The 15,633-nt window shown below is 33.4% G+C and carries 13 protein-coding genes; 10 read left to right on the forward strand and 3 right to left on the reverse strand.

The window, feature by feature from the left end; translation table 11 throughout:
* Nucleotides 1-244: 244 nt before the first annotated feature.
* Nucleotides 245-874 (reverse strand): copper homeostasis protein CutC, encoded by a 630-nt coding sequence (locus P3U32_RS05415; protein WP_323704591.1) that lies wholly within the window; start codon nt 872-874, stop codon nt 245-247.
* The gene (locus P3U32_RS05420; RefSeq protein WP_323704593.1) at nt 871-1,926 is read right to left on the reverse strand and encodes a M24 family metallopeptidase; all 1,056 of its coding nucleotides are present in this window, start codon (nt 1,924-1,926) and stop codon (nt 871-873) included. The genes P3U32_RS05415 and P3U32_RS05420 overlap by 4 nt, the downstream gene beginning before the upstream one ends.
* A 111-nt stretch (nt 1,927-2,037) precedes the next feature.
* Here P3U32_RS05420 and P3U32_RS05425 point away from each other — a divergent pair, with 111 nt between their 5' ends.
* Together P3U32_RS05425 and P3U32_RS05430 are read left to right on the forward strand one after the other, a co-directional pair.
* Entirely contained in the window at nt 2,038-2,727 is a 690-nt protein-coding gene (locus P3U32_RS05425; protein WP_323704594.1) for a metal-dependent hydrolase, read from the forward strand.
* Between the two features lie 265 nt (nt 2,728-2,992).
* Nucleotides 2,993-4,288 carry a DRTGG domain-containing protein gene (locus P3U32_RS05430; protein WP_323704595.1) on the forward strand — a complete coding sequence of 432 codons (1,296 nt, stop codon included), beginning with the start codon at nt 2,993-2,995 and terminating at the stop codon, nt 4,286-4,288.
* Nucleotides 4,289-4,351: 63 nt separating this feature from the next.
* On the opposite strand, the gene P3U32_RS05435 is transcribed toward P3U32_RS05430, so the two are convergent.
* A complete protein-coding gene (locus P3U32_RS05435; protein ID WP_323704596.1) occupies nt 4,352-4,702 on the reverse strand; it encodes a YtpI family protein in 351 nt (116 codons plus the stop codon).
* A gap of 74 nt (nt 4,703-4,776) precedes the next feature.
* On the opposite strand from P3U32_RS05435, the gene P3U32_RS05440 reads away from it, so the two are divergent.
* The 8 genes from P3U32_RS05440 (at nt 4,777) to pyk (ending at nt 15,589) form a co-directional block, all read left to right on the forward strand.
* Nucleotides 4,777-5,703, forward strand: a complete 927-nt coding sequence (locus tag P3U32_RS05440; protein WP_323704597.1) for a DHH family phosphoesterase — start codon at nt 4,777-4,779, stop codon at nt 5,701-5,703.
* Nucleotides 5,704-5,715: 12 nt separating this feature from the next.
* On the forward strand, nt 5,716-8,907 hold the full coding sequence (locus tag P3U32_RS05445; RefSeq protein WP_323704598.1) for a DNA polymerase III subunit alpha: 3,192 nt from the start codon (nt 5,716-5,718) through the stop codon (nt 8,905-8,907).
* Between the two features lie 134 nt (nt 8,908-9,041).
* Nucleotides 9,042-10,271 (forward strand): NADP-dependent malic enzyme, encoded by a 1,230-nt coding sequence (locus P3U32_RS05450; RefSeq protein ID WP_323704599.1) that lies wholly within the window; start codon nt 9,042-9,044, stop codon nt 10,269-10,271.
* A 20-nt stretch (nt 10,272-10,291) separates the two neighbouring features.
* Nucleotides 10,292-10,753, forward strand: a complete 462-nt coding sequence (locus tag P3U32_RS05455; RefSeq protein WP_323704600.1) for a FadR/GntR family transcriptional regulator — start codon at nt 10,292-10,294, stop codon at nt 10,751-10,753.
* Nucleotides 10,754-10,765: 12 nt separating this feature from the next.
* The gene (gene accD, locus P3U32_RS05460) at nt 10,766-11,635 is read left to right on the forward strand and encodes an acetyl-CoA carboxylase, carboxyltransferase subunit beta (protein WP_323704601.1); all 870 of its coding nucleotides are present in this window, start codon (nt 10,766-10,768) and stop codon (nt 11,633-11,635) included.
* Nucleotides 11,628-12,572: an acetyl-CoA carboxylase carboxyl transferase subunit alpha gene (gene accA, locus P3U32_RS05465; RefSeq protein WP_323704602.1), complete on the forward strand. Its 945-nt coding sequence runs from the start codon at nt 11,628-11,630 to the stop codon at nt 12,570-12,572. The genes accD and accA overlap by 8 nt, the downstream gene beginning before the upstream one ends.
* A gap of 260 nt (nt 12,573-12,832) precedes the next feature.
* The gene (pfkA, locus tag P3U32_RS05470) at nt 12,833-13,798 is read left to right on the forward strand and encodes a 6-phosphofructokinase (protein ID WP_323704603.1); all 966 of its coding nucleotides are present in this window, start codon (nt 12,833-12,835) and stop codon (nt 13,796-13,798) included.
* Between the two features lie 30 nt (nt 13,799-13,828).
* Entirely contained in the window at nt 13,829-15,589 is a 1,761-nt protein-coding gene (pyk, locus tag P3U32_RS05475; RefSeq protein ID WP_323704604.1) for a pyruvate kinase, read from the forward strand.
* Nucleotides 15,590-15,633 lie beyond the last annotated feature (44 nt).

The raw sequence follows: 15,633 nt of genomic DNA on the forward strand, positions 1-15,633 counted from the left end.
AAAGTCAGTTGTAATATCCAATGACTGAGAAAAGTTCACTTTAATTGAATATAAAGTACAGTATTGGAATGGATAGCACATTAGGCAGAGGCTAACACCCAAAAAGCAGAAGAACTGTCCATTAGAGTAGTATAACGGACAAAACTAAAGAGAAGAGTCCGTTAGCCAAGCCCATCCGCCACCCATCACATATACCAAAAACCAGAACCGAACCTTGTTTAGGTCGATTCTGGTTTTACATTTTCTATACTATTTTTGTACCGTGCACGTTATCAAAGGGGATGTCTTCGATTAATTTTGCTAAATTATCTTTATTCAATCCGCCTCCTGGCATAATAGTGATTCTGCCTTTTGAATGGATGAGTAGTTTAGCTAGATGATTAATGTTATCAAAAATAATCGTATCTTCAGTTCCACCATGTGTTAATAATCGTGCAAATTGATTATCAATTAACCAATCTAATGATTTGAGTTGACGATAGGGATTGATTTGATCAAAAGCCATATGACAAACGGCTTCTATATTTCCGCAGGCATCTTTCAAACTTTGCATTTTCCACTCATCTAATTGATTGTGTACATCTAAACATCCGAATACAAAAGCATCTACATTCAATGATTTTAATTGGATGATATCTTCTCTCATGATTTCATATTCGAAAAAATTATAAATGAAATTTCCGCCACGTGGTCGAATCATTACAGCAATTTCAACGTTGTTTTGATGACATAATTCTGTCGCTACTTTAACAAATCCATAACTAGGAGTGGTTCCACCAACAGATAGATTGTCACATAGCTCAATTCTATTAGCGCCATTATTAATTGCGTATTCTATTTGTTCAATCGTTTCAACGCATGCTTCTTTAATCATTTTTGATATCCTGTTAAGATGCGATGTCCATCTTCTGTAACAACGATATCATCTTCAATTCTTACGCCAGCTACACCTGGAACATAAATACCTGGTTCTACTGTAAGCACCATACCTGGTTTGAATTCATCTTTATTCGCGCTCGAAATATCAGGGAACTCATGCACACTTAAACCGAGTCCGTGACCAAGTCTATGTGGGAAGTATTCACCAAAACCGGCATTACTTATAATATCTCGTGCAACTTTGTCGCATTCAGAAATTTTAGCGCCAGGTTTGATTATTGAAATTGCTTGTTTATTTGCTTCTAAAACAATGTTATAAATTTCTTTTGCTTTATCTGTAGGCGTACCAAATGCTACAGTTCTCGTTATATCTGAACAATAACCTTTATAGATGACACCTAAATCGAATAGTACAAATTCATTGTTTTTAAGTTGTCTATCTCCAGGTGTACCGTGTGGTGCAGCGGCATGATCACCGAAAAGTACCATTGTGTCAAAACTCATTTTAGAGATACCATGTTGCTTCATTGTTGTTTCAATATGATTTAAGACTTCAATTTCAGTTACACCTTCAGCTAATTTTTCTACACCAGCTTGAATAGCAAGGTCAGCGTATTTTGCCGCTTCGTGAAGTAACTCAATTTCTTCATCCGTCTTAACGTTTCTTACATCTTTTAATACTTGATCAATATCTTCTATTTGTTGAACATTAAATGCTTGTTCAACTTCACGTAATCGTTTAACTGATAAGTGTTCAGCCTCAATCGCAAATGTTGCATAATCCCTTTGTTCGATTAAGTCAAAAGCAGATTCTGTATCCAAATATCCGACGATATTCCCTTTAAAGCCGGCATTTTTCGCTTCTTCAACTTCCATTTTTGGACAAAATAAAGTTTCTTCGCCATCTTTTGTAATTAATAAACTAAATAGGCGTTCATGTGGCTCAGATAAGTATCCTGTTAAGTAAAAAATATTTAACGGTGTCGTTATCCATGCCGCATCGACGTTATTGTCATTTAAAAATGTAGTAATTTCATTATGATTCATTGTTCTGCCTCCCAATTATCTTTCTTACTACATTATTTTAGACTTCTTGATTCATAAATTCAAATTTAGGGTATATAATATGTGGATAAGACAATGTGAGGAGGGAAATTCATGAAGGTATCATTTCATGGACAATCAGTAATCTATTTTGAAAGTAAAGGACATAAAGTAATCGTAGATCCATTTATTTCTGGAAATCCACTTTCAGATTTAGATGCAAGTCAATTAGAGACAGATTATATCATTTTAACTCACGGTCATGGCGATCATTTAGGCGATACAGTTAAAATAGCTCAAAGAACAGGTGCAACTGTCATTGCATTACCGGAAATTATTGATTATTTATCTAATAAACATGGATTAGAAAATGTACACCCAATGAATATTGGGGGTAATGTTGCTTTTGAATTCGGAAAAGTAAAATTCGTACAAGCTTTCCATAGTAATAGCTTTACAGAAGAAGATGGGACAATCGTTTATCTAGGTATGCCTACAGGAATTGTATTAGAAACTGAGGCAGGAACGATTTATCATACAGGTGATACAGGACTCTTTAGTGATATGAAACTTATTGCTGATAGACATCCAGTTGATTTATGCTTTATTCCAATAGGCGATAACTTTACGATGGGTATTGATGATGCAAGTTATGCGATTAATGAATTTATCAAACCTAAAAAAGTCGTACCTATTCATTACGATACATTTGATTATATTAAGCAGGATCCTGAAGAATTTAAGCAAGCAGTAACTGAAGCTGAAGTGAATATTTTAAAACCAGGTGAGTCTGTAAAACTATAAATTTGAGTGAAATCTATTAGAAGAGGTTGGGACATAATGTAATGTCTCAGCCTCTTTTAGTAACTTGGCAGTAGATGACTGAGTTGAAGATGCGCTTGAATCAAGCTTTCTTCAACTCTAGTCATCCTTGCCGGGGCGGGACTACGAAATCTTTTTTTAATAAATTAGATTTCTGTCCCGCTCCCTTCTTATATTGTCATATCATTTAATGTATGAAAAATGTATAATAGTAAGTAATACATTAATAGTGATAGAGGGTATAAATATGACGAAACACGAACAAATAATTAAATATATTGAGTCGTTATCAGTTGGCCATAAAATCTCTGTCAGACAGATTGCTAAAGATTTGAATGTGTCAGAGGGAACTGCGTATAGAGCGATAAAAGAAGCTGACAATCAAGGACTTGTTGCATCAATAGATAGAGTGGGCACCGTGAGGATTGAAAGAAAGTCTAGAGAACAAATTGAGAATCTTACTTTTAATGAAATTGTAAAAATTGTCGATGGACAAGTTTTAGGTGGCAAAGAAGGTTTATATAAAACATTATCTAAATTTGCGATAGGTGCAATGGAATTGAAAGATGTTGTTCGTTATTTAACGAAGAATACGTTGCTTATAGTTGGTAATAGATCAGACGTTCAGATGGAAGCTTTAAAACGAGGGTCTGCAGTTCTTATCACTGGGGGATTTGAAGCGGATGAAGAAATTATAGAATATGCCAATGAGTATGAATTGCCTATTATTTCTTCTAATTACGATACATTCTTAGTAGCAAATGTCATTAATAGAGCCATTTACGATCAAATGATTAAAAAAGAAATTTTAATGGTTGAAGACATTATGATTCCAATTGATAAAACTTCATATTTAGATGATATGCAAAAAGTAATAGACTGGCATGAATTATCACAACAAACGTCTCACACAAGATTTCCTGTTGTTGATAGTGAAAGAAAAGTTGTTGGTATCGTGACAAGTAAGGATATTGTCAATTTAGAACAAGATAAATTAATAAAAACAGTTATGACTAAATCACCAATAGTGGCACATTTAAATACTACGATTGCAACGTGTGCACATTTAATGATTTGGGAAGGTATAGAATTACTGCCAGTAGTAAATAACAGTAAAGAATTGATAGGAATTATTTCAAGAGAAGATGTTTTAAAAACGATGCAATTGATGAGTAGACAACCACAAATTGGTGAAACCATTCATGATCAAATTGCTAAACAAATTACTATGGAAAATGGTAATGTTGTAGTGAATATATCGCCACAACTCACAAATCAATTTGGTATGATGACGAAGTCGGTATACATAGCAGTCATTGAAGAAGCATTAAGATATGAAGTGAGAAAAATAAGAAAATCTGAAATCATGATTGAACATATTGATATTTATTATTTAACAACTGTACAAATTGATGCAGATGTTGAGGTGCAAATATCAACGCTAGATGTAGGTCGACTTTTTGCTAAGTTCGAAGTTACTATGGTTAGTGGGAATGATACTGTCGCTAAAGCATTACTTATGTGCCAATTGCTTGAAAAATAAAAGGGAGCGGGACAGAAATCTAATTTATACAAAAAGATTTCGTTGTCCCGCCCCGGTAAATATTTAATTGCGTTTTTGCTGTTCGAATTCTTCCCAAGCTTTATTCTCAATTGGTAGATTACCTTTGAAATATTTACTTGCTTTGTGACCATACATGATATTTAAAATACCGAAAAATAATAAAACAAGAGCAATTATGTATGTTACTAAAGTAGGGAACAATAATACTTGATCAAGCATAAAGGCAATCATAAATAGTCCAAAATAGAATCTTGAACGCGCTTTATGATAAGCTTTTCTAACGTCTCTTTTTGTTCTAAAAGCACGTGCAATATTTAATATCGCAAATATTAATGTAATTATCATCATTGTCACTGCTATAGCAACTAATGTAGACATGATTTCAGGTGTCATTATTTTAACCTCCTACCAAATCGAATTATATCAATTAATAAATTATAAGTAAATATATAGAAAGAAGGATAACAATGGAAGAAATATTAAATAAAATAAAGCAATATGAAACTATTATAATACATAGGCATGTGAGACCAGATCCGGATGCATATGGATCACAATTAGGTTTGAAATATTCATTACAAGAAGCATTTCCAAATAAGGAGATATATGCAGTTGGTCAACCAGAACCGACATTAGCTTTTATAGGCGATTTGGATAATGTTGCTGATGAACAATATAAAGATGCACTTGTTATCGTTTGTGATACAGCAAATGCGCCAAGAATAGATGATGAAAGATATAATCAAGGGAAAGAATTAGTTAAAATTGATCATCATCCACCTGTAGATTCATATGGAGATATTAATTATGTAAATACAAATGCTTCATCTACTAGTGAAATCATTGTAGATTTAATTCATGAGTGGAATTTAAATAACACTGAAATTAGTGAAAAAGCTAGCCGTGTATTATATCTTGGGATTGTAGGGGATACAGGTAGATTCCTATTTAATAATACAACACCACATACGATGGCAGTTGCTGGAGAATTAATGAAGAAAGATTTCGAAAGAAATAAATTACTAAACCAATTAAGTGAACGAGATCCAGATTTATTACATTTTCAAGGTTATATTCTTCAAAACTTTAATTACGATGGTGAAGGTTTCTGTTACATCAAGATAACGAAAGAAATATTAGAGTCATTCCAATTACAACCGAACGAAGCATCATTATTTGTTAATACTGTAGCAGATATTAAAGGTCTTAAAGCATGGGTGTTTGCAGTAGATGAAGGTAAAGAAATAAGATGTCGTATCCGTTCTAAAGGTATTAAAATTAATCATATTGCTGCGAAATACAACGGTGGCGGACATCCAAATGCTTCGGGCGCATCTGTTTATAGTTGGGAAGAATTTGAGTCATTAGCAGCAGACATTAAATCTGAAATTTAGGAGGAAAAGCGCATGGTAAGTCATTTAAATATTCATTCGTCATATGATTTGTTAAATTCAAGCATTAGAATATCTGATGTTGTGAAAAAAGCGAAAAATGAAAATTATCAGGCGCTTGCTCTTACAGATTTAAATGTGATGCACGGAGCTTTACAGTTTTATGATGAATGTAAGAAAGCAGAAATCAAACCAATATTCGGTTTGACGATATATTTAGATGATCAATTGAATCAATTAGAGTGTGTATTACTAGCGAAAAATACAACAGGCTACCACAATTTAATAAAATTATCTTCTGCAATTTCAATCAAGTCACGCTATTCAACGCCGATTGATTGGGTTAACACTTATGCAGAAGGTTTAATCGTTATAGCCAAGCAATTGAATTCAGAAAATCAATATTTATTTCAGGATATAAAAATAGAACAAGATGATAAGTATATTTCCCATGATGCTGATATTCAATTTGGATATCAGCATGTATATATTCAATCTGCTTTATATTTAAATAAAGAAGACAGTGATAGTTTAATCGCTTTAAATGCGATAAAAAACAATGAAAAGCTCATCATGTCTGATTTTAATCAGTCAACAAACCGTCATTTCTTCTCACAGGAAGATATAGATGCATTGAATATAGATGAACAAAGTATACGCAATACAGATGAAATCGCCAAAAAATGTAACGTTGAAATTAATTACCACCAAGATTTATTACCTAAATATGAAACACCTGATAATCAGACAAGTGATGCATATCTCTGGGATTTATTGATGAAGAACAAATCAAAATACCCACAGTTCGATGCGCGATATGAGCAACGACTAAAGTATGAATATGACATTATTACAAGCATGGGCTTTGCAGATTACTTCTTAATTGTGAGTGATTTAATTCATTTTGCGAAAGATAATGACATACTCGTTGGTCCAGGCCGTGGTTCATCAGGTGGTTCAATTGTCAGTTATATATTGAACATCACAACAATCGATCCGATTGAATTTGAATTGTTATTTGAACGATTCTTAAACCCTGAACGTGTAACGATGCCCGATATTGATATCGACTTTCAAGACACAAAAAGGGATAAAGTGATTGAATATGTACAGAACAAATATGGAGATAATCGTGTTTCAGGTATTGTAACTTATGGGCACTTACAAGCTAGAGCTGTTGCAAGGGATGTTGGTAGAATATTACAATTTGATGATGCGACATTAAACTATATTTCAAAACTGATACCGCACAAATTAGGTATTACACTTAATGAGGCGTTTGAAAGTGATGAATTTAAGCAATTTGTAACGCAAAATCATTTGCATGAAAAGTGGTTCCAACTGTGTCAACAACTTGAAGGACTACCAAGACATACGTCTACCCATGCTGCCGGAATCATTATAAACGATCAGCCATTACATGAATTTGTACCGACAATGATGGGCGATACGGGCATGTTAACCCAATGGACGATGACTGAAACTGAAAAAATTGGTCTCTTAAAAATAGACTTTCTTGGTTTAAGAAATTTGTCAATTATTCAACAAGTGGTTAATCAAGTGAAATATCAGGAAAAGATTTCTGTTAATATTGAAGAAATACCATTTGATGACAAGAAAGTATTTCAATTGTTATCTAAAGGTGAAACAACAGGTATATTCCAACTTGAATCACAAGGTGTGCGAAGTGTCTTGAAAAGGTTAAAACCGGATCACTTTTTAGACATTGTTGCAGTGACATCTTTATATCGACCAGGTCCAATGGAAGAAATACCAACATATATCAAACGTCGACGTCAAAATGAACAAATTGAATATTTACATCCAGATTTAGAAAATATTCTGAAGTCTACTTATGGAGTCATTATTTATCAAGAACAAATTATGCAAATAGCGAGTACATTTGCCGGATTTACTTATGGTGAAGCGGATATACTTAGAAGAGCGATGAGTAAGAAAAATAGAGAAGTATTAGAGAGCGAAAGAAAGCATTTTGTAGATGGTAGTTTACAACGAGGTTATAAAGAGGATACTGCAATTAAAATATTCGATTTAATATTGAAATTTGCTGATTATGGATATCCGAAAGCACATGCAGTGGCATATAGTAAGATTGCCTACATAATGACATACTTAAAAGTTCATTATCCTACTTATTTTTATGCTTCTATTTTATCGAATGTGATCGGTAATGAAGTGAAAACTGAACAAATGGTTACAGAATTGAAACGTATTGGTGTGCAAATATATCCACCTTCAATTAATAAAAGTGAATGGTATTATAAAGCGTCATCAAACGGTATATATACATCTTTAGGTTCTATAAAAGGTGTCGGATTTCAAAGTGTAAAAACCATTGTCAATGAGAGGAAAGAACACGGTCCTTTTAAAGATATGTATGATTTAGTTCATCGTTTGCCAAGTAAAGTGAAAAACAAAAAATTAATTCAAGCATTAATTTATGTTGGCGCTTTAGATGAATTTGGCCAAAACAGAGCTTCAATGCTACAGTCCATTGATGATGTTTATGATAGTGGTGATTCAGTAGGCGACGCCAACCACTTGCTAGTTGAGCTAGGGTTGAATGTGAAAAAAGAGTTCAAACAAGTTGAAGAAATGTCCTTGCTGGAAAAAAGTGAACTTGAAAAGCAATATTTAGGATTTTATGCAACTGAACATCCAATTCGTACTTTATTTAAACAACATCAATATTTGTCTGTTTACCCAATCACAGCTTCTCAAAATGATAAGCATATGTTAGTCATGATAGCGTCATTACGTAAAATCAGAACTAAAAAAGGGCAAAATATGGCTTTTGTTAATTTGATTGATGGTATAAATGAAGTTGAAGGTGTGATATTTCCGGACGTATTTAGAAATATTGAAACATTAAACATAACTGAAATACCAATAGTTGTCCTTGGAAAGTTTGAAAAAAGAAATGGTAAAGTTCAAATGATTATCAATCAAATAGAGACACTCGATAATTATAAACAACAAAAACTTAATTCAGTGAAAGAAATTGTGATTAGAAAGATATCAGATAAAGAAGAATGGATTACGCAATCAAATTCTAGTGGGATAAAAGTGACATACTTTAATGATGAGAATTATCATTCTGAATCACTTGGATATTTGAATTTAGATGCCGTTGATCTAGAGGCGTTTATTAATCATATCGGATATGAAAATGTGCGTATTTTATAGTCTTTATTAATTAAATAAATTGTGATATAGTATTCTTCATGGTGGTCTGACCACTGTGAAGAATTTATTCATTTAAAAATTAAAATTTCATGTATAATGTATAAATAGATATATACAATGAAGGGATGATTATTTTGTCACTAAGAGATGACGCTTTATATATGCATAAAGAGAATCAAGGTAAATTAGGTGTTTATGGAAAAGTTAAAGTAACTAATAAAGAAGAATTAAGTTTAGCTTATTCTCCAGGTGTTGCAGAACCATGTAAAGACATTCATGAAGATGTAAGAAAAGTTTATGATTACACTATGAAATCAAATACAGTCGCTGTAATCACTGATGGTACAGCAGTACTTGGACTTGGAGATATTGGACCTGAAGCAAGTATACCTGTAATGGAAGGTAAAGCTGTCCTATTCAAAAGTTTTGCTGGTGTAGATGGTATTCCTATCGCATTAAATACAACAGATGTAGATGAAATCGTAAATACAGTAAAATTATTAGAACCAAATTATGGTGGCGTAAACTTAGAAGATATTTCAGCACCTAGATGTTTTGAAATTGAAGAAAGATTAAAAAAAGAAACTAAAATACCTGTTTTTCATGATGACCAACACGGTACAGCTATTGTAACAGTAGCTGGTTTAATTAACGCGCTTAAAATTACTGACAGAAAATTATCTGATATAAAAGTAGTATTAAATGGTGCCGGCGCTGCTGGTATCGCAATTATTAAATTATTATATAGTTATGGCGTAAGAAATATGATTATGTGTGATTCAAGAGGCGCAATCTATGAAGATCGTCCATATGGAATGAATCCAACAAAAGACTTTGTTGCGAAATGGACGAATGAAGATAAAATCGAGGGTAACTTAGAAGATGTTATTCGTGATGCAGACGTATTTGTTGGGGTATCAGTAGCTGGTGCTTTAACAAAAGAACACGTTGAATCAATGGCCGAAGATCCAATTATATTTGCGATGGCTAATCCAGAACCTGAAATTATGCCTGATATTGCTAAAGAAGCGGGTGCAAAAGTAATCGGAACTGGTCGTTCAGATTTCCCAAATCAAATCAACAATGTATTAGCATTCCCAGGTATCTTTAGAGGTGCATTGGATATTAGAGCTACACATATCAATGAAGAAATGAAACGTGCGGCTGTTGAAGCTATTGCTAATTTGATTGGTGAAGATGAACGTAATGCAGATTATGTTATTCCTGGTCCATTTGATCCTAGAGTGGCACCATACGTGGCTAAAGCAGTAGCTAAGGCAGGTATGGAGTCAGGTGTTGCCCGTATTGATGCGGATATCGATGAAATCGAACGTAAAACATATGAGTTAGCTGACTTGTCATAACTTTGAAGGGAGACACCACATTGGATAAAGAAAAGCAAAAAGGATTAATCAAGATTGTCGAACAAATTCAATCAATTATTGTTGAAGAAAATATTCAAGTGGGCGAAAAGTTACCTTCCGAAAGGTTTTTAAGTGAAACATTAAATGTAGGACGATCAAGTATAAGAGAAGCACTTAGAGCTTTAGAGCTACTAGGTGTTATACATACTAGAAGAGGTGAAGGTACGTTTCTAAGTGATATGTACCAGCACCAGCTTTTTGATTTAATCGGAAGGTTCTTAATTCATAATGAATCGCAACTAGATGAAATTAATGAAATTAAATGGATGATTGAATCCTTCTGTGAAGAGCATAGTACGCGTGAAATACAATCCAAAGAAGAACTTGTTTCTTCTAACAATAATCACATTATGTACATGATTTGGAAACTACTCTCTCAATATAGTGATAGATTTGAAAGAGATAATTGTAAAAAAGGTTAGGGGGATAGTGACATGTTTAAAGACTTGTTCAATCGAAACCATAAAAAGAAAAAATATGTAACTGTTCAGAATAGTAAAGACAACGATGTTCCAGAAGGTATAATGACGAAATGTCCAAAATGTAAAAAAATAATGTACACAAAAGAATTAGTACAAAATTTAAATGTTTGTTTCAACTGTGATCATCATATTGCACTTTCAGCTCATGATAGAATTAGAGCGATTAGTGATGAAGGTTCATTTAAAGAATTTGATGTAGGTATGACAGCATCTAATCCATTAAATTTTCCTGGATATGAAGATAAACTAGAAAAAGATCGTAAAAAGACTGGTCTGAACGACGCGGTTGTAACAGGTATCTCTAAAATAGATGGTATCCCTTATGGTGTGTGTGTCATGGACTCTCGATTTAGAATGGGGAGTATGGGTGCAGTAGTTGGTGAGAAAATTTGTAGAATTGTAGATTATTGTACTGAAAATCACTTGCCATTTGTCTTATTTACAGCAAGTGGTGGTGCACGAATGCAAGAGGGTATTATTTCACTAATGCAAATGGCTAAGACAAGTGTATCGATTAAGCGACATAGTGATAACGGATTGTTATTCATCTCATATATGACACATCCTACAACTGGAGGCGTTTCTGCTAGTTTCGCATCAGTAGGTGATTTAAACTTTGCTGAACCTAAAGCATTAATAGGATTCGCAGGTAGAAGAATTATCGAACAAACAATTAGCGAGAAACTTCCTGATGATTTCCAAACTGCGGAGTTCCTTTTAGAGCATGGTCAACTTGATAAAGTTGTACATAGACAAGATATGTATCATACATTAAGTACAGTCCTTAAGATGCATTATAATGAGGTGAAAGACAATGCTTGAATTTGAAAAGCCATTAGAAGAAATTAAAGAAAAGATTGAATCATTAAAAGCATATCAAGAAAAACATGATGTTAATCTTGCGGATGAGATTGAAATTTTAGAAGCAACTTTAACAAAAGAAACGAAACACATATATGAAAATTTAAAACCTTGGGATCGAGTCCAAGTTGCTAGGTTACAAGAAAGACCGACAACTTTAGATTATATTCCGTATATTTTTGATGAATTTATTGAATTACATGGCGATCGAAACTTTAGAGATGACCCAGCTTTAATAGGCGGATTAGCATATTTCAATGGTGTGCCAGTAACAGTTATTGGACATCAAAGAGGTAAAGATACAAAAGATAATATTTATCGTAACTTCGGTATGGCGCATCCTGAAGGGTATCGTAAAGCACTAAGACTAATGAAACAAGCTGAAAAATTTAATCGACCAATTATTACCTTTATTGATACGAAAGGTGCTTACCCAGGTAAAGCGGCAGAAGAACGAGGACAAAGTGAGTCTATAGCTAAAAATTTAGTTGAAATGGCTTCATTATCAGTACCAGTGATATCAATCGTAATTGGCGAAGGTGGTAGTGGTGGTGCACTTGGATTAGGTGTTACTAACCGTTTATTAATGCTCGAAAACAGTACTTATTCAGTGATTTCTCCAGAAGGTGCAGCTGCACTGTTATGGAAAGATTCTGGTTTAGCTCAAATGGCGGCAGAAACGATGAAAATCACAGCACCTGATTTATTTGAATTAGATGTTGTTGATGAAGTAATTAAAGAACCATCTGGTGGCGCACATCGTCATTTAGAAAATCAAGCTGCTACCATTAAGACATCATTAGTTAATCATCTTGAGGAATTAAAACAACTTTCACCAGAAAGTTTAGTTGAAGATCGATTTAACAAATATCGTAACATTGGTAGTTTTATAGATTAAAAAATAAACTAGAAGGGGTAAGTGATTTAAGTCTAAACGGATTTTAGATTTGTACTTACTGCCTTCTTTTTTTATGCAAATAATTTGATTCGGATGAAGAGATTTTAAAACGTTTTCAATTTGGAGAATATTACAAATTTATAAACGATGCATAAAGAAGACGTTTACATATTTAAATAACGTTAGTTTTAATGGAATCAAGCTATTATTTGTGTTATTTTTAAATAAACAATCATATTACAAGAGAGGTCTGTATATTTATGAAAAAAATTGCAGTGTTAACGAGTGGTGGAGATTCTCCAGGTATGAACGCAGCTATTCGTGCGGTTGTTCGTAAAGCTATTTATCATGAAATCGAAGTTTATGGTGTCTATCAAGGATACTTAGGACTGATCAATGATAATATTCAGAAGCTTGAATTAGGATCAGTTGGTGACATGATTCAAAGAGGTGGAACATTCCTTTATTCTGCAAGGTGTCCTGAATTTAAAGATAAAGAAGTCCGCGCTAAAGCAATCAGTAACCTTGAAAAAAGAGGCATTGAAGGGTTAGTTGTTATTGGTGGAGACGGAAGTTATAGAGGCGCTCAAAGATTAAGTGAAGAAGCTAAAAATCTTAAAACAATTGGTGTGCCAGGTACAATTGATAATGATATTAATGGTACTGACTTTACAATTGGTTTTGATACAGCACTTAACACAATTATTGATTCAGTAGATAAAATTAGAGACACGGCATCAAGCCATGAACGTACTTTTATCATTGAAGTTATGGGTAGAGATGCTGGAGATTTAGCTTTATGGTCTGGATTAGCTGCAGGAGCTGAAACTATTTTAATTCCTGAAGTGAAAGCAGATATTGAAGAGATTGCTGAAAAAATTCAACAAGGTATGGAACGTGGTAAGAAACACTCTATCATTGTTTGTGCCGAAGGTGTTATGACTGGTAATCAATGTGGTGAAGAGTTGAAGAAATACATCAATATTGATACACGTGTGTCTTGTTTAGGACACATTCAAAGAGGTGGTACACCTACTGGAATGGATCGTGTGTTAGCATCTAGATTAGGTGGTTATGCTGTAGAATTGCTTATGCAAGGTGAAAGTGCAAAAGCAGTTGGTATTCAACAAAATGAATTAACATGTACGCATTTTGACGAAATATTCCAAGCAGAACATAATATCGACAAGAACATGTATGAATTAGCGCATCAATTATCTATTTAATTAAGTAAAAACTATGGAGGTCATTTTAAAATGAGAAAGACAAAAATTGTATGTACGATCGGACCAGCTTCAGAATCAGAAGAAATGTTAGAAAAATTAATGCTTGCAGGTATGAACGTAGCAAGATTAAACTTCTCACATGGTAGTCATGAAGAACATAAAGGCCGTATCGACTCAATCAGAAAAATAAGTGCAAAATTAAATAAAAATATTGGTATTCTTTTAGATACTAAAGGACCTGAAATCAGAACTCATAATATGAAAAATGGTTTGATTGAATTAACTAAAGGTACTGAAGTTACAATCAAAACAACAGAAGTTGAAGGAACACCTGAAGCTTTCTCTGTAACTTATGAAAAATTAGCTGAAGATGTTGAAGTAGGATCTACAATTCTTTTAGATGATGGTTTAATTGAATTAACTGTTAAATCTGTAGATATCGGCAAAGGTGAAGTACATTGTTCAGTTGATAATACTGGAGAATTAAAAAATAAAAAAGGTGTTAACTTACCTGGCGTAAAAGTAAACCTACCTGGTATTACAGACAAAGATGCAAGTGATATCCGTTTCGGTATCGAACAAAACGTAGACTTTATTGCTGCAAGTTTTGTAAGACGTCCTTCAGATGTTCTTGATATCCGCGCAATCTTAGAAGAAAAAAATACAAATACAATTAAAATTATTCCTAAAATTGAAAACGAAGAAGGAATCGAAAATATCGATGAAATCCTTCAAGTTTCAGACGGTTTAATGGTTGCACGTGGCGACATGGGTGTTGAAATTTTACCTGAAGCAGTACCAATGGTTCAAAAACAATTAATTCAAAAATGTAATAAATTAGGTAAACCAGTTATTACTGCAACACAAATGTTAGACTCTATGCAAAGAAACCCTCGTTGTACAAGAGCCGAAGCAAGTGACGTAGCAAATGCTATCTATGATGGTTCAGATGCAGTTATGTTATCAGGTGAAACAGCTGCTGGATTATACCCAGAAGAAGCAGTACGTACAATGCAAAACATCGCAGTTGCGGCTGAAGATGCTCAAGATTACAAAAAATTATTATCAGATCGTTCTAAAATGATTGATACAAACTTAGTAAATGCGATTGGTGTTTCAGTAGCACATACAGCATTAAACTTAAATGTAGAATCAATTGTTGCAGCAACTGAAAGTGGTGCTACAGCACAAACGATTTCTAAATACAGACCACATTCACATATTATTGCAGTGACTCCTAACGAATCAACTGCTCGTCATATGTCATTAGTATGGGGTGTATTACCAGTAGTTAAAAAAGGTAAACAAACAACTGATGAATTATTAAATAATGCAGTATCTACAGCAGTTAATACTGGTTTAGTAGATAATGGTGATTTAATTATTATCACTGCGGGTGTTCCAACTGGTGAAACTGGTACTACAAACTTAATGAAAATTCATTTAGTAGGTGACGAATTAGTTAAAGGACAAGGTATCGGTCATCATTCAGCAGTAGGTAAAGCAGTAGTAGTTAACTCTGCAGAAGATTTAAAAGGTAAAGACTTAAGTGAGTCTATCGTAGTTACTCAATCTACTGATGCTGACATGGTTCCTTATCTTGAAACAGCAAAAGGTATCGTAACTGAAGAAGGTGGATTAACTTCACATGCAGCTGTAGTTGGATTAAACTTAGGTGTTGCTACAATCGTTGGCGTTGAAAATGCACGTCAAAAAATTGTTGATGGTACACTTATCACTTTAGATCCTAAACAACATAAAGTTTATGAAGGTTATGCAAACGTACTATAATATATAAACATTTAACAACTTTCAATGTTAGCAAAAGTGCTAAT

The sequence above is a fragment of the Mammaliicoccus sp. Dog046 genome, from assembly GCF_034039665.1.
Taxonomy (GTDB): domain Bacteria; phylum Bacillota; class Bacilli; order Staphylococcales; family Staphylococcaceae; genus Mammaliicoccus.